The organism is Marinobacter sp. GH_1 (assembly GCF_048595985.1).
Taxonomy (GTDB): domain Bacteria; phylum Pseudomonadota; class Gammaproteobacteria; order Pseudomonadales; family Oleiphilaceae; genus Marinobacter; species Marinobacter shengliensis.
Window position 1 is genome coordinate 2150911 of sequence record NZ_CP184460.1, and the last position, 23925, is coordinate 2174835.

General features: G+C 56.5%; 30 protein-coding genes and 1 tRNA gene. 8 read left to right on the plus strand and 23 right to left on the minus strand.

The genetic code is table 11. From position 1 onward, the window contains the following. Nucleotides 1–158: 158 nt before the first annotated feature. The 3 genes from nfuA to ACNSOI_RS09755 all read left to right on the plus strand — a co-directional run bounded on the left by nfuA (nucleotide 159) and on the right by ACNSOI_RS09755 (nucleotide 2552). Entirely contained in the window at nucleotides 159–746 is a 588-nt protein-coding gene (gene nfuA, locus ACNSOI_RS09745; RefSeq protein WP_058089746.1) for a Fe-S biogenesis protein NfuA, read from the plus strand. 285 nt (nucleotides 747–1031) lie between these two features. After that, nucleotides 1032–2168 carry a DUF445 family protein gene (locus ACNSOI_RS09750; protein WP_228703981.1) on the plus strand — a complete coding sequence of 379 codons (1137 nt, stop codon included), beginning with the start codon at nucleotides 1032–1034 and terminating at the stop codon, nucleotides 2166–2168. A gap of 15 nt (nucleotides 2169–2183) precedes the next feature. Then, complete coding sequence (locus ACNSOI_RS09755) at nucleotides 2184–2552, plus strand: hypothetical protein (protein ID WP_061332841.1); 369 nt, start codon at nucleotides 2184–2186, stop codon at nucleotides 2550–2552. Here ACNSOI_RS09755 and ACNSOI_RS09760 read toward each other — a convergent pair whose 3' ends face one another. From ACNSOI_RS09760 to ACNSOI_RS09780, 5 genes are all read right to left on the minus strand, one after another. After that, a complete protein-coding gene (locus ACNSOI_RS09760) occupies nucleotides 2553–2873 on the minus strand; it encodes a TusE/DsrC/DsvC family sulfur relay protein (protein ID WP_420195686.1) in 321 nt (106 codons plus the stop codon). It lies immediately after the preceding gene. 4 nt (nucleotides 2874–2877) lie between these two features. Further along, a complete protein-coding gene (gene tusB, locus ACNSOI_RS09765) occupies nucleotides 2878–3168 on the minus strand; it encodes a sulfurtransferase complex subunit TusB (RefSeq protein ID WP_106695721.1) in 291 nt (96 codons plus the stop codon). A gap of 10 nt (nucleotides 3169–3178) precedes the next feature. Then, entirely contained in the window at nucleotides 3179–3529 is a 351-nt protein-coding gene (locus tag ACNSOI_RS09770) for a DsrE family protein (protein ID WP_420195687.1), read from the minus strand. A gap of 1 nt (nucleotide 3530) precedes the next feature. Beyond that, a complete protein-coding gene (gene tusD, locus ACNSOI_RS09775; protein ID WP_106695723.1) occupies nucleotides 3531–3941 on the minus strand; it encodes a sulfurtransferase complex subunit TusD in 411 nt (136 codons plus the stop codon). A gap of 101 nt (nucleotides 3942–4042) precedes the next feature. Beyond that, nucleotides 4043–4744: a Bax inhibitor-1/YccA family protein gene (locus ACNSOI_RS09780; RefSeq protein WP_058089752.1), complete on the minus strand. Its 702-nt coding sequence runs from the start codon at nucleotides 4742–4744 to the stop codon at nucleotides 4043–4045. Between the two features lie 259 nt (nucleotides 4745–5003). On the opposite strand from ACNSOI_RS09780, the gene ACNSOI_RS09785 reads away from it, so the two are divergent. Continuing rightward, nucleotides 5004–5094: transfer RNA gene (locus tag ACNSOI_RS09785), tRNA-Ser, on the plus strand. A 324-nt stretch (nucleotides 5095–5418) separates the two neighbouring features. On the opposite strand, the gene ACNSOI_RS09790 is transcribed toward ACNSOI_RS09785, so the two are convergent. The 7 genes from ACNSOI_RS09790 to ACNSOI_RS09820 form a co-directional block, all read right to left on the minus strand. Then, complete coding sequence (locus ACNSOI_RS09790; protein WP_420195688.1) at nucleotides 5419–6372, minus strand: biotin-dependent carboxyltransferase family protein; 954 nt, start codon at nucleotides 6370–6372, stop codon at nucleotides 5419–5421. Further along, on the minus strand, nucleotides 6369–7052 hold the full coding sequence (pxpB, locus tag ACNSOI_RS09795) for a 5-oxoprolinase subunit PxpB (RefSeq protein ID WP_420195689.1): 684 nt from the start codon (nucleotides 7050–7052) through the stop codon (nucleotides 6369–6371). Before pxpB ends, ACNSOI_RS09790 begins: the two co-directional genes overlap by 4 nt. Beyond that, nucleotides 7049–7789 (minus strand): 5-oxoprolinase subunit PxpA, encoded by a 741-nt coding sequence (locus ACNSOI_RS09800; protein WP_420195690.1) that lies wholly within the window; start codon nucleotides 7787–7789, stop codon nucleotides 7049–7051. Before ACNSOI_RS09800 ends, pxpB begins: the two co-directional genes overlap by 4 nt. Before the next feature lie 15 nt (nucleotides 7790–7804). Then, nucleotides 7805–8917: a ferrochelatase gene (hemH, locus tag ACNSOI_RS09805; protein ID WP_286255524.1), complete on the minus strand. Its 1113-nt coding sequence runs from the start codon at nucleotides 8915–8917 to the stop codon at nucleotides 7805–7807. A gap of 23 nt (nucleotides 8918–8940) precedes the next feature. Continuing rightward, nucleotides 8941–9369 carry a TIGR01244 family sulfur transferase gene (locus tag ACNSOI_RS09810; RefSeq protein ID WP_106695729.1) on the minus strand — a complete coding sequence of 143 codons (429 nt, stop codon included), beginning with the start codon at nucleotides 9367–9369 and terminating at the stop codon, nucleotides 8941–8943. Nucleotides 9370–9459: 90 nt separating this feature from the next. Then, nucleotides 9460–9897, minus strand: a complete 438-nt coding sequence (locus tag ACNSOI_RS09815) for a YeeE/YedE family protein (protein WP_286255529.1) — start codon at nucleotides 9895–9897, stop codon at nucleotides 9460–9462. Nucleotides 9898–9901: 4 nt separating this feature from the next. Then, nucleotides 9902–10339 (minus strand): YeeE/YedE family protein, encoded by a 438-nt coding sequence (locus tag ACNSOI_RS09820; RefSeq protein ID WP_061332865.1) that lies wholly within the window; start codon nucleotides 10337–10339, stop codon nucleotides 9902–9904. Between the two features lie 352 nt (nucleotides 10340–10691). On the opposite strand from ACNSOI_RS09820, the gene ACNSOI_RS09825 reads away from it, so the two are divergent. Next, entirely contained in the window at nucleotides 10692–11111 is a 420-nt protein-coding gene (locus ACNSOI_RS09825; RefSeq protein ID WP_061332867.1) for a phasin family protein, read from the plus strand. A gap of 3 nt (nucleotides 11112–11114) precedes the next feature. Here ACNSOI_RS09825 and ACNSOI_RS09830 read toward each other — a convergent pair whose 3' ends face one another. From ACNSOI_RS09830 to ACNSOI_RS09875, 10 genes are all read right to left on the minus strand, one after another. Then, nucleotides 11115–11744 carry a TetR/AcrR family transcriptional regulator gene (locus ACNSOI_RS09830; RefSeq protein WP_061332869.1) on the minus strand — a complete coding sequence of 210 codons (630 nt, stop codon included), beginning with the start codon at nucleotides 11742–11744 and terminating at the stop codon, nucleotides 11115–11117. Between the two features lie 18 nt (nucleotides 11745–11762). Further along, a complete protein-coding gene (xthA, locus tag ACNSOI_RS09835; protein ID WP_286921556.1) occupies nucleotides 11763–12575 on the minus strand; it encodes an exodeoxyribonuclease III in 813 nt (270 codons plus the stop codon). Between the two features lie 79 nt (nucleotides 12576–12654). Next, nucleotides 12655–13392, minus strand: coding sequence for a hypothetical protein (locus tag ACNSOI_RS09840; RefSeq protein WP_061332872.1), 738 nt, complete (start codon nucleotides 13390–13392; stop codon nucleotides 12655–12657). Next, on the minus strand, nucleotides 13389–13913 hold the full coding sequence (locus ACNSOI_RS09845; RefSeq protein WP_420195691.1) for a DUF2878 domain-containing protein: 525 nt from the start codon (nucleotides 13911–13913) through the stop codon (nucleotides 13389–13391). Before ACNSOI_RS09845 ends, ACNSOI_RS09840 begins: the two co-directional genes overlap by 4 nt. Further along, nucleotides 13910–15178: an SAM-dependent methyltransferase gene (locus ACNSOI_RS09850; RefSeq protein WP_061332874.1), complete on the minus strand. Its 1269-nt coding sequence runs from the start codon at nucleotides 15176–15178 to the stop codon at nucleotides 13910–13912. Before ACNSOI_RS09850 ends, ACNSOI_RS09845 begins: the two co-directional genes overlap by 4 nt. Next, entirely contained in the window at nucleotides 15166–16065 is a 900-nt protein-coding gene (locus ACNSOI_RS09855; RefSeq protein ID WP_286255543.1) for a DUF1365 domain-containing protein, read from the minus strand. Before ACNSOI_RS09855 ends, ACNSOI_RS09850 begins: the two co-directional genes overlap by 13 nt. Nucleotides 16066–16067: 2 nt before the next feature. Beyond that, nucleotides 16068–17333, minus strand: coding sequence for an NAD(P)/FAD-dependent oxidoreductase (locus tag ACNSOI_RS09860; protein ID WP_420193919.1), 1266 nt, complete (start codon nucleotides 17331–17333; stop codon nucleotides 16068–16070). Between the two features lie 26 nt (nucleotides 17334–17359). After that, the gene (locus tag ACNSOI_RS09865) at nucleotides 17360–18142 is read right to left on the minus strand and encodes an SDR family NAD(P)-dependent oxidoreductase (protein ID WP_106695736.1); all 783 of its coding nucleotides are present in this window, start codon (nucleotides 18140–18142) and stop codon (nucleotides 17360–17362) included. Next, nucleotides 18139–18606, minus strand: coding sequence for a nuclear transport factor 2 family protein (locus ACNSOI_RS09870; protein ID WP_106695737.1), 468 nt, complete (start codon nucleotides 18604–18606; stop codon nucleotides 18139–18141). The genes ACNSOI_RS09865 and ACNSOI_RS09870 overlap by 4 nt, the downstream gene beginning before the upstream one ends. Next, entirely contained in the window at nucleotides 18603–19559 is a 957-nt protein-coding gene (locus ACNSOI_RS09875) for an acyl-CoA desaturase (protein ID WP_061332879.1), read from the minus strand. The genes ACNSOI_RS09870 and ACNSOI_RS09875 overlap by 4 nt, the downstream gene beginning before the upstream one ends. An 8-nt stretch (nucleotides 19560–19567) precedes the next feature. On the opposite strand from ACNSOI_RS09875, the gene ACNSOI_RS09880 reads away from it, so the two are divergent. Continuing rightward, complete coding sequence (locus ACNSOI_RS09880; RefSeq protein ID WP_420193920.1) at nucleotides 19568–20578, plus strand: NAD(P)/FAD-dependent oxidoreductase; 1011 nt, start codon at nucleotides 19568–19570, stop codon at nucleotides 20576–20578. A gap of 9 nt (nucleotides 20579–20587) precedes the next feature. Here the strand turns inward: ACNSOI_RS09880 and ACNSOI_RS09885 are convergent, their stop codons facing one another. After that, nucleotides 20588–22072 (minus strand): HD domain-containing protein, encoded by a 1485-nt coding sequence (locus ACNSOI_RS09885; RefSeq protein ID WP_286921547.1) that lies wholly within the window; start codon nucleotides 22070–22072, stop codon nucleotides 20588–20590. Nucleotides 22073–22186: 114 nt separating this feature from the next. On the opposite strand from ACNSOI_RS09885, the gene ACNSOI_RS09890 reads away from it, so the two are divergent. Together ACNSOI_RS09890 and ACNSOI_RS09895 are read left to right on the plus strand one after the other, a co-directional pair. Next, on the plus strand, nucleotides 22187–23395 hold the full coding sequence (locus ACNSOI_RS09890; protein WP_061332882.1) for a PP2C family protein-serine/threonine phosphatase: 1209 nt from the start codon (nucleotides 22187–22189) through the stop codon (nucleotides 23393–23395). A gap of 13 nt (nucleotides 23396–23408) precedes the next feature. Beyond that, the gene (locus tag ACNSOI_RS09895) at nucleotides 23409–23900 is read left to right on the plus strand and encodes an STAS domain-containing protein (RefSeq protein WP_420193921.1); all 492 of its coding nucleotides are present in this window, start codon (nucleotides 23409–23411) and stop codon (nucleotides 23898–23900) included. Nucleotides 23901–23925 lie beyond the last annotated feature (25 nt).

The following is a 23925-nucleotide window of genomic DNA, read 5'->3' on the forward strand; positions in this document are numbered from 1 at the left end:
ATACAGATGATCATTATCAAGCACTGACCACAAAGTTCCTGGCGGGAGGTTATACGTGCAATTCATTATCCTGTTAAAGCCCGACTATTTTACTTGGTCTTTTAAGTTCCTGCGAACTCTCCTAAAATAGAGACTACATTTGAAAACAGGTAGGAAGCATGGCTTTGGTAACTGTCACTGATTCCGCAAGGGATTATCTTGCGCAACTGATTGAAAAGCAGGATGTCGAGGGCATGGGCGTTCGTATCTTCGTCACCCAGCCGGGTACCCGCAATGCCGAGACCTGTCTGGCCTATTGCCCGCCAAACGAAGTCGTCCCTACAGACGAGCAGGTTGATCTGCAGAAATTCACCCTGTTCCTGGACCATAACTCGGTACCGTTTCTGGAAGATGCCTACGTGGACTACTCCAAAGACCAGATGGGCGGCCAGTTGACCATCAAGGCGCCGAACGCCAAAGTGCCCCAGGTGTCTGATGACGCCCCCCTTCCTGAGCGGGTGAACTACGTGCTGGCGTCTGAGATCAACCCCAATCTGGCGGCCCACGGCGGTGATGTATCGCTGGTCGAGATCGTTGAGGAGTCGGTGGCAGTGCTGCGTTTCGGTGGCGGTTGCCAGGGCTGTTCCGCCGTCAGCCTGACCCTCAAGCAAGGTGTTGAGAAAACCCTCAAGGAGCGGGTTCCGGAGATCACTGCGGTTCGTGATGTGACCGACCACTCGAACACTGAAAACGCCTACTATCAGTAAATTCTGCATTACCTCTGCCAGGCCGTCGTTCACCGCGGCGGCTGCCGCAGATGCCTGTCTTTCGTGGCTACACGGCCAATGTCCTGATATCTGCAATACTCCATTATCCTGTTGATTAACAGAACCGTGCACGGTTGCTGTACCGTGCCATAAAAAACAGTGATATCAGCGGCGCCATTGCCGCCAGACTTGAAACCGGGGTAACACTTGCTCGACCTTGCTCTCTTATCCGTACCTGTGATGGCTGCTGTCGTCGGCTGGTTTACGAACTGGCTTGCGATACAGATGTCATTTCACCCGGTGCGTTTCATCGGCATTGGCGTTATTGGTTGGCAGGGTGTTATCCCCCGTAAAGCCGAGAAGATGGCGCACATCTGTATCGACCGGACGCTGCAGCAGTTTGGTGATCTGAATACCGTCTATCAAAAGCTGGAGCCCCAGCGCATTGTTCAACAGGTGGTGGCACAGGTTTCACCACGGATGGATGAATACATCGACGAAGTCATGTACGAAGTGCAGCCGGTGTTGTGGGATAACCTGCCGCTGTTTGTTCGCGCCAGGATCTACCAATGGGCCAGGCAGCAGCTGCCGGACAGGATTGAAGAGCTGGTTGAGGATTTCGGTGACGACCTGAATGAGCTGGTGGATCTGAAAGCACTGCTCAGCCGCGAATTGCAGAATCATCCTGACCTGATGAATCGCATTTTCCGGGAAGCCGGTTCCGTTGAATTGCAATCGGTCATTAACCGTGGTGCCATCATTGGCGGTTTGCTGGGTGCCATCCTGGCGCCGCTGTGGCTGGCCTATCCGGAGCCATGGCTGCTGCCGGTCGGTGGTTTTGCCATTGGCTTTATCACCAACTGGATCGCCATTAATCTGATTTTTGCACCGCTTCGCCCTCGCCGGGTTCTGTTTTGGCGGATTCAGGGGTTGTTTCTGCGCCGTCAGGAGCAGATCAGTGATACCTGGGCACGTCTGGTGGCCGAGGAACTGATCACCGTTGAGAAGGTGGCGGACGCCATGATCAATGGCCAGCACGGAGCACGAACCCGAGCCATCATCCAGAAGCATCTGCGCCCAATGCTCGATAACTCCATGGTTATGAAGCTGGCGGCACAGGTGACGGTTGGTATGACTGGCTACACTGATCTCAAGCGAGTGATGAACCAGAAGGCGGTGATCGCCACCCGGGATGTGTTCAACGATCCCGCTTTTAACAAGGAGCGGGCACCCATTGTGGCCGGTGTGCTGGCGGGCCAGATGAAATCGCTCCGTCCGGAGGAGTTCCAGGACATATTGCGGCCGGCGTTCAGAGAAGAAGAGCTCCAGCTGATGTTTGTTGGGGGGTTGTTCGGCGCAGTGGCCGGCCTGATTCAGTTTATCGCGATGAACCAGCTGCCCATGCCGCCACTGGGTGGCTAACAAGGGAGACAGGTAATGTCTGTGTGGGTTTTGATGATTGTTCAGGTGCTGTTGACCGCTGGTACGGTGGCGGCTGTTCTGTTTGCGTTCTGGTACCTCGTAGTTCGGCCCTGGCTGGCTGAACGCATGCGGGAGTTGGTGGAAGCCGCTGACCAGATCGAGCCCAAGGTGGCCAAGGGCGTCAATAAAGGCGTCGCCGATGCCGTCCGGCAGCTCCCGCAAAATGCATGGGAAGGCGCGACCAAGGAGTCGACCAAGCAATTCCTGAAGTTTGGCTCCAATCTGTTCGAGAACGGGCTCAGCAGCTTTCTGGGCTCGACTGCCGAAATGCAGAAATCCCAATCCAGCAGTGGTAGCCGGCCACCAGGGCAGGGCGATCGCTGATCAAAGGCAGTTGGTTGGCCTGGGTAGCCCGGCAATCCGGCAGGCGGTTTTGGCGGGTGTGCCTGGGAACAACTGCATCAGGTAGATACTGTTGCCCTTGTCGTCCCCGAACGCTTCTTTCACCGCCTTCACAAATAACCGGTTTGACGGCGGAGACATTTCATGTTGTTTGTAGAATTCCCTCAGGAAATCTATGATCTCCCAGTGATTTTCATTTAGCTGTATGCTGTCCTCGGCGGCAATCTCCTGTGCTACGTCAGGGGTCCAGCTGCCAGCGTCTTCCAGAAAACCCTCGTTGTTGCGCAACGGCAAAGTCGTCATTGTATTACCAGCTCACCGTACGTGAATGTTCGGCGGTCAGGCGCACCAGATCGCCATAGCTGATGATTTGTACATTGGGGTTGCCTGCCAGGCCTCTGGCCTCAAGGTCTGCGCCAAGGGCAACACAGTTTCGGGGGAGGCCAGCAGTGCTGTCTGTTACCGCCAGTACCGCATTTTCCGCCAGTGCCAGCGTGTCTCCTTCGTGAAGGGCTGCCAGACAGGTTGCGAACCTTGGGTGACTGGGTGATTTGTTCAGGATATGAAGTGTCGCCTGAATCGTTTGTTCCTGTGTCATTCCGTCATCCTTAGCCTGCAAAAACGATGCGTTCAAAGCGATCAAGGGCGTCTCTGACCGATGGAATCAGTTCCACGCCATTCAGCCTGTCTTCCTCACCAAGCCGAAAACGCTCGCAGGCGGATTGTTCCGCGAGAATCTGTTCGACTCCGAACACCGGTGCCGCAGCAAGGTTCTTTTCAACCGTTTTCTGGCCGATGCCTCCGGCATCCTGGGATTTGCGCAGCCAGTTAACACCAGCGCCGATAAAGAGCAATGCCGCTGGTTGATCGAAGGCTGCCAGGGAAAACACCATATCCAGCGCTTCGCGACCGGACCAGGAGCCATACGGAACCTGATCAATCACAATCAAGGTGGTCATCTTAGTGGCTCCCATGAAAGTAGATCACACGGTCAGACTTCAGGTTGCCTTCCACCCATTCCCCCAAGCCCGCTATCTGGTAAGGCTGACGAAGGTTGTTGGCGCTGAGTTCATACCTTGCCTGTTCGCCCTGGTCGACGATTCCCCGGCGCAAGGCCGAGGCAATGCAGGCGACCCCAGGCGTCTGGTTGTCAGCAAGGAAATCTGCCCACTGGCCTGGCCAGTCGGGTTCATCGGAGGGGGGCGTACTCAGGGCTGAAGCTAGGTGTACGCCCTCGCCATAAAGAAACACCCGGTCGATGTGGTGGCCGGCTGCAATCAGCTCCTGTGCGAATGCCAGTGCTGTTTGTGGTGCCTGGCTAGACCAGGGAGCGCCGGTAATAACCAGGGTGTAAGAAAGGCCAGGGGACATAACGATAGGTTGCCGGTCAGGAATGGATCGGATTTCAGTTTACCGAAAGCAAGAACCCCGGCAAAGGCCGGGGTTCCTGTTCAACGCGTTGCTCTGGCGAATTAATCGTCGCCGCTGAATGCCGCCAGCAGGTGCAGCAGGCTGACAAACAGGTTGTAGATGGCCACGTATAGGCCAACGGTTGCGATCACGTAGTTACGCTCGCCGCCTTTGATGATCCGGCTGGTTTCAAACAGGATCATGATGGAGGCGAAAATGGTGAAGCCAGCGGATACCGCCAGGTGCAGGGCAGAGCTCTGCATGAAGAAGGCCAGCAGCATGGCACCGATTAGCACGAACGCACCGGCCGTCAGGAAGCTGGACATAAAGCTGAAGTCTTTCTTGGTGATCAGCGCGGTGGCTGACAGACCAACAAAGGCTACGGCTGTCAGGGTCAGTGCCTGGGCGACAATCTGAGAGGCACCCGCGGCAACGAACGCGCCGATGATCGGGCCCAGGGTGTACCCCATGAAGCCGGTCAGGGCGAAGGTGGTTACGATGCCCCAGGGGCTGTTCTTGAGCTTATAGGTCGCGAACAGCAGGCCAATATAGCCAACGATGGTGATCAGGAAGCCCGGGTGCGTGCCGTTCATGTTCAGGAACGCAGTCAGGGCCGAGAAGGCCAGGGTCATGCCAAGCAGCATGTAGGTGTTGCGCAGTACCTTCAGCGCATCTTCATCAATGCCCGCTGTTACGCCGGTGGCTTGACCGGACTGCGGGTAGGCAGCCTGGTTGTTCTGAACGCCGAAACGTCTGTCTTCCATTGTCATCTCCGTTTATTGCAACTGGATACTGAGTCCCATGATAATGTCGAATCCGCAACTTTCAATCATTTACGACAGAAAATGCCCCAATGGATTCCATTAAACTGGTGTAATCTTGCTCGCACCGTGACCAGAACCAGTGGAATTTCCAACGTTTTTTCTTCAAGGCGTTGACAGTAATGGCAAATCCGGTATCATTCCACCCGCTGTCGCAATGGCAGCAACGGAAATACGCCTTCTGGCGTTTTTTCGGTAAGACGGTGGGCTGGCAGAGTGGCTGAATGCAGCGGTCTTGAAAACCGCCGACGGTTAATAGCCGTCCCGGGGTTCGAATCCCTGGCCCACCGCCATTTTTCTTCCTGACACCGGTCTCTATACTCCCCAATCGATACCTTCGACAGACTACGTAACTTCCTGCGTATTAAACTTCTTTGCGAATCCAGTACACTGGTGTGAAATCGAATGCCCGTTGTGAGCAGGTGCTTTAATGGATCAGGATCAGAGCCAGATTCCGAAAACCGAGCAGGATCGAAAGAACCGGCGCTATGCCGTCTCTGCCAATCGTGGGAGCCCTAGCCATCGGGTGCGTTACGTGGAAACCGGCGGTGCTGCAGTGGATACCGAGGAATGCACCTTTTGCCAGACGGTTCCCGACCTGGGCCATGCTGGAGGCATCAGAGCCACTCAAGTTCCTGGCCGGTCTGACACCAGCGAGTGTGCTGGTAATGGAGCTCAAACAGGCGCCGCTGATTCTGCACAGTAGCCAGGTCACACAATTCAAACCGGACGCTGGCACCAGGCAGTTGTTGGGCCAGAAGGCCGCAATCCACGGCGGGAACGACGCCGGACTTCGGGTAGCCACCAATGGTCTGGCAATCGTTCAGCAAGACGATAGGTTGACCATCACCGGGAAACTGGACGGCTCCAAGGGCGATGCCTTCGGAAATAATTCCGGGGGGCGGGGAGCTCAGGGGCGTTCCCTGGAGTCGAAAGCCCATGCGGTCGGATTGGTCGCCAACCGTATAGCGGCTGGTTGTTAGCCGGATGATATCCGCTCGCTGAAACTGAGGGTATTGATAGCCCGGAATCAGCCGGATAACCGTTTCTGCATCAAGGTCGGGACGCTGGTGATCGGGTACTTTCCGCTCTGGCACTTGGCGCTTTGGCTGCAACGGCATCAATCGGTCTCCCGCCTGCACCGGGCCCTGGCCCTCGAGCTTTTCCCGAACAACCACCGAATGGCTCCCGAATTGTTCCGGCGCATCCAACCCACCCACCACGGCCAGGTAGACAAGCCGATGGTGCGTTGAGTGGTCAATCGTTAGTTCGTCACCATCGTTGAGGTTCAGGGTTTGCCACAAATCAACCGTTTGCCTGTTCACCGTTACGCGTGTTCTGGCGCCGGTGAGGGCTACCTGAAGCGCACCATGGGCAATGGCACGAAATCCACCCAGCACTATCTCCAGACAGGCGGCATTGCGAGGGTTGTCCAGCAGCTTGTTGGCCCAGGTATAGCTGATCAGGTCCAGCGCGCCGCCTGCGGCCAGCCCATGGTGGCGATAACCCCGACGACCGCTGTCTTGAATGGTGCTTTGTACGCCGGGGCGGACGACTTCAAGAAAGCTCATGGGGTCAGCTCCCCGCCCGCGGCCAGAAACGCCTCCCGGCTTATGGCTTTGAATCTCACCCGGTCGCTGACCCTGAGCAGTGATAGGCTGGTTTGGTCGAACAAGGGTGTCGGGCACCGGCCAATCAATTGCCAGCCGCCAGGGGATGCCTGCGGGTAGACCGCGGTCTGCCGGTTGGCTATGCCAACACTGCCAGCGGGCACCCGTTTGCGGGGGCTGGTCTTTCGGGGCGCGGCGATGGTGGGGTCCACTTGCCCCATAAAGGCAAATCCGGGAGCAAACCCAAGGGCATGGACCCGGTACTCAACGGCGCTGTGTTTGCGGATGATGTCCTCGCACTCCAGGCCGCACTCTGAGGCCAGCCATTGCAGGTCAGGCCCGGTCTCGGTGCTGTAGTAAACCGGCAGCTCAACCAGTCGGCCCTTCTCATCCGGCGCGCGCTTACAGGTGTTTTCGAGGGTAACCAGTGGCCTCAGCTCAGACACAGCCTGCCGAAAGTCGATCTTCAATGGATCGTAGACCACCATCAGCGTTGTATATGAGGGAACTATATCGACTAACCAGGGGGAACCGGCACTGCGAATGTTGTCGGCAAGTCCGGCGATGCGGGCAGGCAGGCTCTCGTCGATGGCCTCGGCCAGGGTAATCAGGATGGTATCTTCCGAAACCGCTTCAATCATTGCCCGGGTTTGCCAAGAGCCTTGCGGATGGCCTTGATCGCCTCAAGCGCGGCTTCGTTGTCGCCATGAACGCACAGGCTGTCTGCAGGAAGTTCAAGCCAGTTACCGGTGGCACTGAATACGCCACCTTTTTCGGCAAAGTACCGGGCCTGGCGCACAATGATTTCAGGGTCTTCGTGCACCGCCCCAGCCTGGCGTCTGGACACCAGTTGGCCTTCGTCGTCGTAGGCTCGGTCGGCAAAGGCTTCCAGCAGCAGGGGAACGCCGACATCGGCGGCCATTTGCTGATGCTCCCGGTATTTCCGGGTGACCGGAATCATCAGGGGCAGATCCTGCCGGAAGGTTCGGGTGGCAACCATGACCGCGTGCAACAGGGTTGGGTCCCGCATCATGTCGTTGTTCAAGGCGCCGTGGGGCTTCACGTAACTCAGGCTTAAACCTTCTTTACGACACATGCCCTCCAGGGCGCCCAACTGATAAAGCAGAAGGGCTTCGATTTCTTCCGGGGTGTGGTGGATAGACCGCCGGCCAAATCCGCTGAGGTCGTGGTACGAAGGGTGAGCGCCAATCTCCACGTGGTAACGCGATGCCAGCGCCAGCGTGTCGCGGATGACCATGGGATCTGCGGCGTGGAACCCGCAGGCCACATTAGCCATGTCGATCAGGGGCATGACCAGATCGTCCTGGCCCATCTGCCAGGCGCCGTAACTCTCGCCGAGATCGCAATTCAGTTTCATAGCGTACCGGTCGTCTCAGATATCCGTCCGGCCGGGAAACGTCGCCTGTTTCCGGGCTTCTGCGCATTTCTGCCTGGCAGCCAGATTGTCCGGGCTGTTGTCAGGCACGGCCCACCCTTTCAGGTTGTCTTCCACCAGTTGCACCAATGCGTCGATATGGCCGGGTGTGGCGTTCAGGCAAGGGATGTAGCCAAAGGCTTCACCCCCGGACTCCATGAAGTATTCCCGGTTTTCTTCGTTGATTTCCTCGATGGTTTCGAGGCAGTCCGAAGAGAACCCCGGGCAGAAGACATCTACAGATTTTACACCTTTTTCCGGTAGGGATTTAAGGGTTTCGTCGGTGTAGGGTTGCAGCCATTCTTCCCGCCCAAAGCGCGATTGGAAGGTCGTCAGGTAGTCGTCCTGGCCAAGGCCAAGCCGTTCGGCCAGCAAGCGTGAGGTTTTATGGCATTCACAGTGATAAGGATCGCCCTTGAGCAGGTATTTCAGGGGGACGCCATGGTACGACAGGATGAGTTTTTCGTGCCGGCCATGATTGGCCCAGTGCGCCTCAATATGGCGTGCCATGGCCTCAATGTAGGGCGGGTAGTCGTGATAGTGAGACACAAACCGGAAATCCGGCAGCCAGCGGCGGCGGGTAAAGTCGGCGGAGATGGCATCAAAGGTAGACGCAGTGGTGGATGCCGAATACTGGGGGTACAGCGGCAGGACAAGCAGCTTGCGAACACCTTGTTGCTGCATGTCTTCCAATACCCGGGAAATTGACGGGTTGCCGTAGCGCATGGCAAAACCCACCACCACGTTGCTGCCATACTTTTTCTTCAGCGCTTCCCGAATGCCTTCCGCCTGTTTGGCGGTGTGTATCAGCAGGGGAGAGCCCTCCGGTTGCCAGACACTGGCATAGGCCTGGGCGCTTTTTCTTGGCCGGATTCTCAGGATGATGCCATGGAGGATCAACCACCAGATGGGGCGTGGTACTTCCACCACCCTTGGGTCCCACAGGAACTCGGCAAGATACTTTCTCAGTGCTGGTGTGGTGGGGGCGTCTGGTGTGCCAAGGTTGGTCACAAGTACCCCCAGGCGTTCGGGCTCGTTATGGCTGAACTGATCCGTCCCTTTATATGGCATTGATGCTATCCGATGGTGGTGGGTTAATGCTTGCCAGCCTGCTGTGCCAATCGCGGTATAAGGCCCGTGATGTCATATCCCGCGCGATGAGCTTTGGACAGAATCTCCTCCGGCTGGGTTTCCCGTGCGGCACTCAGGGCCCACAGCACGGTACAGCGGGTTCCAGAGCGACAGAAGGCCAGTACGGGTTTATCGGCATTCCGGATCATCGGCGCAAACTGGTCAACGTCCTGGTCGGTGATATTGCCAGACTCCACCGGGAGGAATACCCACTCCAGGCCATGTTCCCGCGCTGCCGCTTCTATGTCCGCCATGGCGGGTTGGCCGGGCTCTTCACGGTCCGGGCGATTTGCAACCAGGGTCCGGAAGCCGAGTCGGGCAATTTCGGCAACATCCTGAACCGAAATCTGGGGGGCTACCGATAGGGTTTCATCAATCTTTCTGATATCCACTTAGGGCTCCAATGGTTGATGGCCGGGGATTTAAAGACGGGCCCCTTGGGGCCCGGCACAATGCTGTGATCGGGCCGTGTTGCTCAGGGGTTAGGCATTATGACCGGATGATGCCCGTATACGCTCAGCAATTTCAAACAGAATCATACCTGTGACCATCGATGCAACAAAGACCACAGCTTTGATTTCGCCCGCACCAAAGGCAACCAAAGCCGGCCCCGGGCAGAATCCCGCAATACCCCAGCCGACCCCAAACATCATACTACCGACGATCAGCCGTTTATCGATCTGGGTGTTGGTGGGGAGCTTTATGTTGAAGCCCAGGAATGACAATGTGCGTCTGCGGGCGATGGTGAAGGCTACCAGCCCAACAATAACCGCACCGCCCATGACAAAGGCCAGGGATGGGTCCCAGGCACCGGCGATATCCAGAAATCCGAGGACTTTTTCCGGGTTGGCCATACCGGAAACAATCAAACCAAGGCCAAAAATCAGGCCGGCAAACAGGGAAGCAATATGATATTTCACGGCTTCAGGCTCCAATCAGGTGACGGATAACATAAACGGTCACGAACCCCATGCCCATAAAGCTGAGGGTGGCCACCAGGGAACGAACTGACAGCCGGGACAAACCGCAAACCCCATGACCGCTGGTACAGCCGGACCCATAGCGTGTTCCAATGCCCACCAGCAGGCCGGCGGCAATCAGGGCAGGGTAACCGGCGTTGATTTCGATAGGTGGTAACTGGCCTGCCAGTGTCCAAATCGCTGGTGCCCCAATCAGCCCGGCAAGAAAGGCAATTCGCCACAGAATGTCGCTTCTGGTGGGGGTAAGCAAACCGCCGAGTATGCCGCTGATGCCGGCAATGCGGCCGTTCAGAAGCAGGAAGCTGGCGGCGGCCAGCCCAATCAGAATACCGCCAGTTAGTGCAGTGCCAGGGGTAAACTGGCTCCAGGCAATCTCAATCATTTACGTGCTCCAGGTTTCGCTTTGAGGAATAAGCTTATAAGTATGGGCGATAATACCAAAAAAAAAGCCCGGCAAGGAATGCCGGGCAGAGGCGTGCGAGTAGTATCCATGAAAGACTTCCAGACAAACCGACATCAACTGGGATGCCGGTAACGGGAAGTATTGACCATAATGTGAGCAGTTCAAGTGAGAGCGGCTTTCGTTTGAAAACATTTTTTCATATGCCTTGGGTGTTTATACTGCGCCCCTTCGTTATGCGGGTTTCAGGGAGGTGTGTATGACCACTGAAATCCCCGTTTGGCTGTAATACAATGGGGCCAGACCGTTCCCGCTTTGTTGCCAAGAGGTATTCATGTCAGACCACGACGATAAAAACCCGGAAAATGATCCGCAGCTGGCGGACAAAATCAAGGATTCCGCCCGCCAGATCTGGCTTGCGGGTCTGGGTGCCTACACCAAGGCCGAGGAAGACGCGGGTAAGTTTTTTGAGCGCCTGGTGCAGGAGGGTGAGCAACTGGAAACCAGGACCCGGGGCGTGGTGGAAAAGCAGATCAAGACCGTAGAGGGTCGCGTTGGTGAGGTTAAGGAAAAGGCGACCGGAACCTGGGACAAGCTTGAGCACATGTTCGACCAGCGCGTATCCGGTGCTTTGCGTCGCCTTGGTATTCACCGGCGCGAGGAAATTGAAGCGATGGAGCGCAGGATTGAAGCGCTGGAAAGCGAATTGGCCAGATTGCGGGGTGATTCACCAGCCTCGGATGAAGAAGAATAACCCTCAAAGGTAGCTGCGGCTGGTCAGCTGAATCTCCTGTTGCTCCTGTTCCGCCAGGTACGGAAGGATCAGGTGCAGCATTTGATACACTCCCTTGCCCGGATCTACCGATTCCCGGTCATCCAGATGGGACAGCGTGTCAAAGCTGCTCCAATAGCAGGCCGTCAGGGTGAGCTGTTCGCACAGCGAGAGCAGCTCGTCTTCACTGATGGTCATGACCCCTTGGCTTTGAAAGCTCTCACACAAAACCCGAAACGCATTTTTTTTCTTCGCCAGAATCCGTTTAAACCGCACTTGCAGCTGGCTGTAGCGAGACAGCACGTTCACCAGATCCTGATACAGAAAACGATATCGGGCGACAGCCTCAAACAGCAAATGCAGGAAAAAACTGAACTGGTCCAGTGAAATATCGGCGTCGTCCGGCACCGCGAGTAAGTCCACCATTTCCGCTTCAAAGCTCTGGAACAGCTCGTCGACAATGTCGCTTTTACTTTTGAAGTGGTAATAGAGGTTGCCCGGGCTGATGTCCAGCTCATCGGAGATCAGCAGGGTGGTGACATTCGGCTCGCCCAGGCTGTTGAACAGCGCCAGGCTGGTGCCGAGAATCCTGTCCCTGGTTTTGATTTTTTTCATAATCGCTGAATCGATTCCTCAGAGGTCAAACCGCGCCCATACCGGGCAGTGGTCTGATGGCCGTTCCATACCTCGGATATCATAGGATACGCCGGCCTCTGTGGCTTTGGGCAGCAGGCTGTCGCTGGCCATTATCAGGTCAATTCGCAGGCCCCGTTTAGGGTCCCGTTCAAAGCCTTTGCTACGGTAGTCAAACCAGCTGAAGGTATTGGCTTCGTCCGGGTGCAGGTGGCGGAAGACGTCGGTATAGCCCCGGCTTTCAACCTGGGCAAGCCATTCCCGTTCCTCTGGCAGAAAACTGCATTTCCCGGTGCGCAGCCAGCGCTTGGCGTTATCCGCGCCAATGCCGATGTCTTTGTCTGTGGGCGAGATGTTCATGTCACCCATGACAATCACATGGCCAGGTTGGCTTTTCAAGTCGTCCAGGTAGGCCATCAGATCCCGGTAAAACTTCTGTTTTGCGGGAAATTTCACCGGATGATCCCGGCTCTCACCCTGGGGGAAGTAGCCGTTGATCACTGTCAGCGGCTCTCCGTTCACGGTAAAGCGACCGGTTATAAGACGGCGCTGGGCATCGTCGTCATCGGTGCTGTATCCCTTCTGGACCGACTCGGGCTCGGCCCGGGAAAGCAGGGCGACGCCATAATGGGTTTTCTGGCCGTGAAAGTGCACGTGGTAGCCGAGTTTGCGGATGTCATCTACCGGGAATTCCTGGTCAGTGACCTTGGTTTCCTGAAGCCCGATGATATCCGGGTTCAGTTGCTCGATCACAGCTTCAAGCTGGTGCAGACGGGTGCGGATACTGTTGACGTTAAACGACACAAACATCATGGGGGTGGAGTCTCCGGTACGTTTTGCCCGAGAGTTTACCACACCGTGGCCGGTTATCTGTTTGGCGGCCGGGCCGGGTTCAGGGCGTCAGTTCACAATCCGGGTATTGTTCCACCTCGTAGCGGATGTGCGCGGTGAAATTGGCATCTGCGTTTTCACGGATGTTGGTAAGGCCCAGGTACTCGGTCAGTGCGCCCTCTTTGTTGTACCCCAGCACGATAGGGTCAACCAGAAACCGGAGAACCAGGCTGGTGGGGCGAATACGAAGGACAACATCGGAGTTCAATTGGTTATTGCGGGTGGGTTCCAGTACAAACCCATAATGCTCGCCCCGTGTCGGGCCCAGGAAGCGAAACTCCACCGACTCTCCCCGGGTAACCTGGCCCCAGTTGGCGCGGACCAGATGATCAAAACCGGCATCCACCACTAACCGATTATCAAAATCTACCTCGTACCTCTCAACGTCGCCGGCGGGAGTCTGCCATTCAATATCCAGGCGGTTCGCCTCCGGGTAGGTGATTTTCAGGCTCTCGTTGAAGTCCGGTTGCTGAAAATCCACGCTCGGGCGGAGCGAGGAGTCTTCATAGTTCATCTGTTTGGTTGCGAAGGGGTCCTCGCCAGGTTCCTTTCGGTAGTTCACTGAGTGAGTTTGGGGTTCGAAGATGCCTTCCGCACAATGGCCCTCAACCCGATGGACTTCCTGGTAAAGCAACGTGCCACCGTTACTCTTGGCTGTGCCGGTGAACACGAACTGGTTGGCGTTTACGGGCAGTGCCAGAATGGTCAGGGCGCTGAAGGTAATGGCTGAACGAATCATGGCTGCAACTCCGAGTACAGGGTCTTCCGAACGAAAAGCAGCAACGGGAATAACAGGAACCACCCCACGGCCATGGCGGCCAGAGAGATCGTGAGGTCGGGCAGGGTGACGATACCCAGTTTGCTGGCGGACCAATAGGCGAACGGCCCTCCGATCGGCGCAAACACATAAGGTAGCCATTTGCGTTGCGCTATCCAGCCCAGTGAGTGGCACAGGGTGGTCATGAATATGGCCCAGATAGCGACCAGCCAGGGGGGCGCAACCAGCACTTCATCGGCACCATTGATGCCCAGTACACCGGTTCGGAACCAGAGTGTATCCATCAGGCTGCCAAGCACCACCCCGAAGCCGATGAACTGGAGCTCGGTAAAGCGCTTCTGGCTCACCAACGCAAAGTGGATGGCCAGAAATATCAACACCAGCCCGGCGGCAGCCAGGCCGGGAAACAGAACGCACACCAGCCAGCCTGTCTGGAACAGGGCGAAGTTCAGGATATTGCGGGCGGTGTCTGAGGCGATCATAAACTGAGTATGTTGGCGCGTTTGTTGGCGGGCTTGGCCAGCACCAGGTGGGCCACGCCAATGGCCCGTTCGCTGAAGCCCGCCTCACAGTAGGCAAAGTAGAAGTGCCATAGACGCTGGAAGGCCTCGTCGTAGCCACGTTCAAGCAGGGTGTTCCGGTTTGCCATGAACCGGTCACACCAGTCGCGCAGGGTGCGGGCGTAATGGAAGCCGAAGTCTTCGGAGTGGGTCAGCACCAGGTTGGATCCGCGGCGCATGGACGTGATAATGGCTCCGAATGAGGGTATGAAGCTGCCCGGGAAAATGTACCGTTGAATGAAGTCGACGTTCTTCAGGGCCCGGTCGTAACGCTGCTCCGGCATATTAATAGCCTGCACCAGGGCAAGGCCGTCCGGCTTGAGCAGCGTGCTGATCTGGGCCAGGTAGCTGTCCAGGAACTGCGGTCCAACGGCCTCAATCATTTCGATCGACACCAGCTTGTCGAATTGCCCGGTCAGGTCACGGTAGTCATCAAACAGCAGGGTGATACGGTCTTCCAGGCCTTCGGCTTTCACCCGCTCTTTGGCCAGCTCAAGCTGCTCCCGGGAGATGGTGGTAGTGGTTACGTGGCAGCCATAATGCTTGGCGGCGTGAATGGCAAACCCGCCCCAGCCGGTGCCTATTTCGATCACACGGTCCTCTGGCTGCAGGTCCAGCTTCTTGCAGATGGTATCCAGCTTGTAGACCGCGGCTTCTTCGAGTGTTGAGTCCGCGCTCGGGTAAATGGCCGATGAATACATCATGGTTGGGTCAAGAAAGAGCTGGAACAAATCGTTACCCAGATCGTAGTGGGCACTGATGTTCTTGCGCGAACCGGCAGGGGTGTTGCGGTTCAGCCAATGCAGCGCTTTCAGGGTCGGCTTGCTTACCCAGCTGAACTTGTCTTCAAAGGCATTCATGGTGTCCAGGTTTCGGCTGAAAAAACGCAGGAGGGCGGTCAGGTCCGGAGAGCTCCAGTCCCCTGCAACGAAGGACTCGGCGGCCCCAACGCTGCCACCAGTCACCAGATCACGCCAGGTGGTGTGATCATGGATGACCAGTTCCGCTGCCGGATACTGCGGGTCCCCGTCACCGTAGACGAGATCCTCAGCACCGTATTCCTTGACCACCAGTTTGCCGTGGGCCAGTTGTGACAGCTGCTGGCAGACAAGCTGTTTTGCAATCCGGCTTACCAGCGGCGTTTGGCTGGTGCGCTGGCTGTCTACGGATGTGTTCAGGTTCTCCATGAGCTTACCCTTCCCGCTATATCTGAATCTGAGTGCCTGGGTGCCGGTGTTAAAGTGATCTCCGCGCCTTTATCTTCCACGCCCTTTCGATATTGGCTGTCCGTTTTGTCCAGCTTGTCCGGGTGGGTGTAGAAAGGCGCGCCCTTGAGCTTCAGCTTCAGGGCATTCCAGTAAATGCCGGCCGTGCCTTTGAGGGTTTCCAGGGGAAAACGCCTCAGGCTTCTGTGCAGTGTTTTACGTTCAAACGGGCTGCGTTGGACTACCAGGGTGGCATCAAAATGTTTTTCCTGTCCCTGTTGCACGTTCATGTGAATACGTAGCTCGGGGCCTTTGAAACTGAACAGCCACTGGTACTGCTGATCCATGCCGTTGAACGGGGACACGTGAAAGCGCTTGCTGAAGGCAAAGCGTTCGGTATGCCACGCCCCGGTCAGGGTAGATCCGGGCTGATGGCACTCAAGGCAGTAAACATGGCGTTGCTTCCAGGGTGTGTTGGTAATCTGCGCCAGAATCACTCGGGGAACGTCGCCGTTTTGAGGGCTTTCGCCGTGGTTGTAGCAAAGATAAAAGCTGACTGGATTGAAGACGTATCCCAGGTAGCGCGGATGAGTGATCAGCTCTATTGGGCCGTCCGGTGCCCAGCCAGTGGCGCTTTTCACCTGGTTGAACACTGCCTGGCGCAGACTGGGCACTTCCGGGTTCAGGTAATCCCGCCGGTACAGAGACATCCAGTTAAACCGTTCCAGGGAAAAGAACGGGCTCGAAGAGGTGATGGTCTCCCAGTCATCCAGGTCTAACGCCAGCATACCGATCTTGTACTTAAACTCGTGCAAAACCGGAATCTTACGCCGATGTCTTATAGTGCCTTCTAGCCACTGGCTGGCCATGATCAGAGCTCCACCCCGAACGCGCGGGTAACGCGCAATGCGCTGCGTACACCGTCTTCATGGAAGCCGTTGAACCAGTAGGCGCCACAGTAGTGGGTCCGGTTACGGTTGCCGATCTCGTCATAGCGCTCCTGGGCGGCCACGGCTTCGAGGGTAAACACCGGATGGTCGTATTCAAATCGCTTGATGACCTTGGCGGGGTCGATGTCATGGCTGCGGTTGAGCGTAACGCAGAAGGTTTCAGGCGCATCATCGAAGTTCTGCAAGGTATTCATGTTGTAGGTCACCGACACCGGCTGGGTGCTGTGTTCGGGAATCATGTAGTTCCAGGCTGCCCAGGCCAGCCGGGTGGATGGCAAAACGCTGGCATCGGTGTGCAACACTACATCGTTCTTCTGGTAGCCGATGGCACCAAGGATGTCCTGTTCCTGATCGGTCGGATCATTCAGCATCGCCAGCGCCTGGTTGCTGTGGCAGGCCAGCACAACCTGATCGAACCGGTGCTGTTGGCCGTTCACGACAATGGTGACGCCTTCTTCATCCCGAGTAATCGCCGTTACCGGACTGTTCAGGTGAGTGCGGTCGCCCAGCCGCGCCATCATCTTGTCCACGTAGGTGGCAGAACCACCGGAAATCACCTGCCAGGTTGGGCGGTCGTCCACCGAAAGCATGCCGTGATTGTTAAAAAACTGCAGGAAAAACCGGATCGGGAACTGCTCCAATACGATTTCCGGTGCAGACCAGATAGCCGCACCCATTGGAACAATGTAGTTGTTACGGAAATAGCGGCTGTAGCGATTGCGGTTGAGGTATTCGCCCAGGGTTTCGCCTTCCGGAATCTGGCCAGCGGCGAGATCGGCGCGGGATTCTTTGTTGAACCGCAGAATCTCCCGGATCATCTTGAGAAAATTCAGGTTGAGCACATTCTTGCGTTGGGCAAACAGTGTGTTCAGGCTGGTGCCATTGTACTGAAGGCCGGATGCATGGCAGTCCACGCTGAAACTCATGTTACTGACTTCCGATTTCACTCCCAGGCGGTCCATCAGTTTGATGAAGTTCGGGTAGGTCCAGTCATTGAACACGATAAAACCGGTGTTCACCGGCCAAACGCGCCCGCCAGCCTCAACTTGCTCGGTGTTGGTGTGGCCACCCGCATAATCGCCAGCCTCGAACAGTTGAACGTCGTGTTTTTCGCTGAGCAGCCAGGCCGCCGTTAAGCCGGATACACCGGCACCAATCACAGCAATACGCTGACGATTCGGGTTCATGCAATCTTTTCCTGTTACCAAAGTGTTCAAGAGTGGTTGTTACGGGCCATGGATGCGGCCATGCGATCCACAAGGCCTTGAGGTAAGGCGCCCAGCGCTTTGAGCAGCCAGGTAAAACGCCGGGGAAAGGCGATTTCCGTTTTACCCTTTTCAAGCCCTTTAACGATGCGGTGGGCTGCATCTTCCGAGCTGATGATGAAGGGCATGGGGAAGTCGTTACGGTCCGTCAGAGGTGTTTTTACAAAGCCCGGTGAGACCACCACCACGTCGATGCCTTCCGCCGCCAAGTCGGCACGCAGCGCGTGAGCAAAGTAGGTCAGGGCAGCCTTTGAAGCGCCGTAACCCTCTGCCCGGCCAAAGGGAAACCACCAGGCCGACGAGCTGACGATCACCAGTGTTGCCGGTTTACCTTTGGCCCGTGTGGCCCTGAGCGCTGGGAGCACGATATCCAGGCTGCGGGCGGTGCCAACCACATTGGTTATCATGTTGGCTTCAATAACGCGGCTGTCGTACTCGGCGATTTCCAGGTATTCGCAGGTACCGGCATTGAGTATCGCCATATCCAGATCACCAAAGTGGCCCAGAGAATCCTTTAAAGCCTCAAGATCACTCTTACTGGTGGTGTCGGCGGGGGCTGCCAGCATCTGTTCGGGATGCTGATTCACCAGGGCATCCAGTGCCTCCTTCCGGCGCCCGGTGACAATCAGCCTGTGCCCGTGGGTGGCAAGTTGTTTTGCCAGTGCCTCGCCAATACCGGACGATGCGCCGGTCAGCCAGATGTTGCTGGCGGTTTCCAGGCGTCTGCTCATCCTGCCTGCTCCTTGACCCAGCGGATCACGCCGCCCACTACCGGAAGATTTTCATAGAGTAACTGGCCGGCATCGAAGTAATCCCGGTGGTACCGTACCCGACCGTCCAGAATCCGGAGGTGGCTGATACCCTCAACCTCTACGGTTTTTCCCCCTTTGATGCGTTTGTGCTGCAACTCCATTACCCAGGGAATCGTGCACCAGGAGTCCTGGATCACTGGGCTGTTGAAGCGGAACTGGCAGCGGATAACGTTGCCGTAGGCGTCGGCAAAGTAATTCGTCAGTTCATCCAGGCCGTTCACCGTTCCAAATGGATCCTGAAACTCGATGTCTTCACCATAAACCTGCTGCAGTTTGTGCAGATTGCCCTTATCCAGCTGATTGAACAAGGCGCAGAACTGGTCGAGCACAGCTGGCAGGGCGGGGTTCGGTGAGCCGACCTCGATGGCAGAAGCAGTCGTCATTTGCGCTTCCTCCTCTGTTCGTCCAATTCACGGGTTTCTTTCTGGATGTGTGCCGGTATTGGATTCAAATCCCACACTATCCCGAGCTTGGACAACGCCCAGAGCCCGTACCAGGTAATATCTATTTCATACCACCGGAACCCCTGGCGCACGGATTGTGGCCACCGGTGATGATTGTTGTGCCATCCTTCGCCCAGCGTAATGAGCGCGAGCCAGAAATTGTTTCGGCTGTCGTCGTCGGTTTCGAACCGGCGTTTTCCCCACACGTGCGACAAGGAGTTGATGGATACCGTCGCGTGGAACAAGCACACCGTTGAGATGAAAAATCCCCAAACCAGCAGTTGCAAACCATTGGTGCCCAGCCCCGGTGCCCAAACCGCCAGGGCTTCACCGAGGAGGTAGATCAGCACGGCTGCCGCGACCGGGATCAATGAATCGAAACGGTTGATAAACTTGAGTTCCGGAAATTTCAACCAGTCTCGTACCCGGCGTTCATCCATGCTGAAACCGGCATCACAGGTAAACCAGCCAGCGTGAGACCACCAGAACCCGCCGTGGTGGGGGGAATGCAGGTCTTCCGCATTATCAGAGTGTTGGTGATGATGGCGGTGGTGAGCGGCCCACCACAATGGGCCCCGCTGGGCCGAACTGGCACCCAGTACGGCGAACACGAACTGGGCGGCGCGACTGGTTTTGAATGTCTTGTGGGAAAAGTAACGATGATAGAAGCCAGTGATGGCAAACATCCGGATGATGAAAAAGGCTGCGGCGAACACGACGGCAAACGTGCTGACACCAGTGAAAAATGCGAGTAGGCAAGCAAGATGCAATGCGATAAAAGGCAGCACTCTCACCCAGTTAAAGGATCTGGAACTGGAGTCCAGGTGATCTGAACCGGCTTCGGAATCGAACCATCTCAGAATGTTTGTTAACCAGTAATTCAATCGGGCCATATACAACCATGCTTAAAGTGACATCAGACACCACATCAATACGCAGCGTAGCGGTTATCGGTTCAGGTCTGGCAGGCCTCACGGCTGCAATTTTACTTGGCCAACTGGGCCATAGTGTCACGGTGTTTGAGAAAAGTCGCGGGCCCGGTGGTCGTATGGCCTCCAAGAGAGTGGGTAGTGGCTCTGCCGATGTTGGTGCTCAATATTTTACCGCCCGCAACCGTGAGTTTCTTTCGTTCTTGCAGCGCTGGGCGGGAAGCGATGCGTTCCTCGAATGGCCGGCCAGATTTCGTTTTCAGGACGACACCCTGAACTGGCAGGCGTTTCCGGAAGAGAAGCGTTATGTTGGCGTACCGAGAATGACCGCCATCACCCGCGCATTGTCTGCTCACGTTGATGTCACTGCCCAGGTGAGAATTGAACGGTTGGAGCGTTCCGGTAACCAGTGGCAACTGGTGTGTACAGAAGGACTGAACCACGGTGTTTTCGACCAGGTGATCATCACCGCGCCCCCGGCCCAGGCCCAGGAACTGTTACGGGCGAGCCAGCTTGACGGGCTGGCGGAAGAGCTGGAAAAGCCGGTTGATCAGATTCTCCCGTGCTGGGCAGTGGCGGCTCACTATTCGGAGCCACCGGAAGTAGACGCAGACGCCATGCGCCCGCACTCTGAGGTGCTCTACTGGGTTGGTAACAACTCCTCCAAGCCGGGCCGGGATGATTCCGGCCAATGGTGGGTACTGCATGCCACCCCGGAGTGGACCAAGGCCCATGTGGATGCAGAGCCGGGCTATGTCAGCAACGCTTTGGTGGGCGAATTCGCGGCGTTAACCGGTGCCGATGCCCGGCCCGATGAGACGGTGGCCCACCGCTGGCTTTATGCCCGGTCGGCCTGGAGTAGTCAGCCCGGTTATCGGTACGATGCCGAGAATGGGGTTGGGCTGGCGGGCGACTGGCTGGCTGGCGGCCGGGTGGAAGGCGCGTGGGAAAGCGCCACCCGCTTGGTTGCCGCGATTCAGTAGCGCACCAGTCTATTCAAGCAGGTCGGGAGGCGCCATCCTGGTGACTTCCGGCCGGCTGTAGAAATGGGTGATGGTGCCGTCACCAAACTTCGAGAAAAACGCGCTGACCTCGGTAATCTTGCGCAATGAGCGCTCCCGGGAGATCGGATTCTTCACCAATACCTTTATGCCGTTGAAGTTGTCCTGGATATTCGAGAAACGGGCGCGCATGGAGCAGGTCACCACGTTGCCCGGGTCCATGGCCAACTCGCCAGCCAGCCAGTGGCTGTGGTCGGCAATCTGCTGTTTGTCGAGATTTTCCCGGGTATCCAGGTGGTGCAGCTTCACCCGGTTTACTATGCAGAATGAATAACTTTTCGGATGCTTGCGGGCCACTTTCCGGAAAGCTTCCCAGAAGAAGTTATCGGTCAGCTCGGCAAAGTACCTCATATCGCTCAGGCAGGTGTCGATCCAGTCGAAGCTTTCCGCGTCTTCCAGTACTTCGTTGATGGCTTCCCGCAGCAGCCAGTCGAAACCCAGGGCTGTTTTGTGGGCGTAGACTTTCCGGTACATCTGATACCGGCTGTAAACGAAATCTTCCAGCGCACCCAGGCCTTTCTGGGTAATCGCCAGGCCCATCCAGGGTTCGGACACATCCCAGCCAAACCTCAGGTTGCTTAGAAGGTGGTCGAGGTTGAACCCGCCGATGGTAACGGAACTGTGGAAACCATCCCTCAGCATGTAATCTGCCCGGTCAGCGTCGATCTCACCGGACACGATGGACGACAGCAACCCCATGACCAGGGCCGGCACGTCCTGTTCACCGATGGTGCCGGCGACCGCATCTTCGCCGGCAATGAATGCCCAGAAGGTGCGGGCGTGGCGGCAGAAGGTGTCGCTTGGGGTTACGTCGGTGGTCTCCATGATGCCAATCACATCAACGGCGTTCAGCCCAGCGTTCTCCAGATCTACCGATGAAAGCACGTCATGGGCAACCCGGACGGAATAATGTTCATGTTCCAGTTCTCCTGGCTCCTCCGGGTGATAACGGGTGAAGTCGACCCCGCGCCAGAGGTCCCGGAAACGCTGGGGGCGCGACATGAGTTCCCGGATGCGGCGGGCCTGGGTGAACTGGTGCGAAAAGCTGGAGTGGCCGCTGTCGTGCAGCAGGCAACCGAGGCGAATGGTTTTGGCCAGGTAATCGATGGCGTCCAGCTGGCTCAGGCTCAGATCTGTGCGTTCGCTGAGTTGCCTTTCCCGAAGGTAGGCGTCGATCATTGAACGAAACATGCGGGTGCCCACATGCATTACGCCAATGCTGTGCAGGAACCGGGAGTGGGTCGCGCCGGGGAACACCAGGCTCAGGATGTCGTTCTGGCAGATGTTTCTCAGACGCTGGAACAGGGGATGGTCAATCACCTGGATTTCATGCCGATACAAGGGAATGCCGCCGTGCACGGGGTCCATGATGAGCTTGTCGTAGGCTCCGAGCAGGTCGTTGACGGCACGTCGCATGGTTACAAATCTCCCAATTTAATGACACGGCCCTTGTTATATCACAGGGGCATGCCAGAATAGGCGTAATGAAGCCAATTTCTCTTTTATCGCTGGTAGTTTAAGGCCATCAACATGACCTCGCGCACCGAGCGCATTCTGATTATTGACGCCAACGAACAGGCTAGATCGGATTTGTCCCGCTACCTTGAAGCGAGAGGCTTCTACGTGACTGGATTTCCCGATGTCAGCGCCGCCCGAAGCCTTTTCGAAGATAACATTCCCGATGTCATCTTTGCAGATTTGCCCCCCGAGGCCATCCGAGAGCTGTCAAAGCGACTGGATGAAGCCGACAGCTTTACCCCTATCGTTGCCTGTACCTGCAGTGAGTCCAGTGCGGAGATTGTCCAGGCCCTCAGAGCAGGTGCAGCGGATGTTGTTCTTAAACCCTGTAACGACGACAAGGGCGCCCTGGACGACGTTATCGGCAAACTGTTTGACCGGGTAAGGGTGAATCGCCTGAACCAGTTGTACCGGCAGGAGCTTGAAGAAGCCAACCGCGAACTGCGCACCGGTATCGCGGAATTGAGGGCTGACCAGAATGCCGGGCGCAAGGTCCAGCTCAAAATGTTACCGGACCACGAGCTGCGTCTGTCCGGTTTACAGGTGGACCACCTGATCAAGCCTTCGCTCTACCTGAGCGGCGATTTCCTGGACTACTTCCGCATCACCGAAGACAAAGTGCTGGTCTATATTGCCGATGTATCGGGGCATGGCGCCAGCTCGGCGTTTGTCACGGTGCTGCTCAAGAACCTGACTAATCGCCTGCAGCGCAATATGCGCCGCCAATCCAGCGACGATATCCTGTACCCGGAACGGTTTCTGGAACGGATCAATTCGGAGCTTCTGGATACTGGTCTCGGTAAGCACGTAACCGTATTTGTTGGCATTATCTCGATTTCCACCCGTACATTAAGTTATGCGGTTGGTGCACACTTCCCGATGCCGATTTTGTCGTTCGAGGGCGGCGAAACCCGTTTTCTGGAAGGCAGTGGGCTCCCGGTAGGGTTGTTTGAGGCACCAGAGTGGGAGGTTTACGAGGTCAAGCTGGACAAGCCGTTCCGGCTGTTGCTGTTTTCAGACGGGATTCTGGAAGTGATTCCTGCCAAATCCCTGGATGAAAAGGAGAAGACACTACTTGAACTCGTATCAGGAGGTAGTCACACTATCGCATCGCTGAGCGACGCTCTGGGGCTTGGTAAGATCTCGGAGCTGCCGGATGATATCGCGATAGTATCGGTAACTGATACCATAGATGGTTCAGACAACACGTCGTCGACTTAGTGGCAGTGTGAAAATGGCTGGTTATAAAATCCTGCAAGCTGAGAAGCAGGGAATCTACGTCCTGAAGTTTATTGGGGAAATCCGGCTGAACCTGTGTTCGACGCTGGACAATCTGGTTGAGTCCATCACCCATGATCCCCAGTTCAAAACGGTTGTGGTCGATCTCACGGAAACGGAAATCATCGACAGCACCACCCTTGGGCTGCTGGCCAAGATAGCCCTGGCGGCGCAGAAACAAAGTCAGTTTTTGCCAACTCTGATCTCTACCAACCCCGACATTACCCGCATTATCGGCTCTATGGGTTTCGACAAGATTTTTATCATTGTTCGGGAGCCCGCCTCCAGAATTGAAGAGCTCGAAGAAATTCCCGTACTGAAGGCCAGTGAACAGCAGGTCAGAGACAAAGTGCTCGATGCCCACAAAGTGCTGATGAGCATGAATAGCAAGAACAGGGAAGAATTCAAAAACCTGGTGCGCGCACTGGAGTGCGAAGAACCGGGCTGAACGCTCGGTTAAGCGTTCCCTGCAG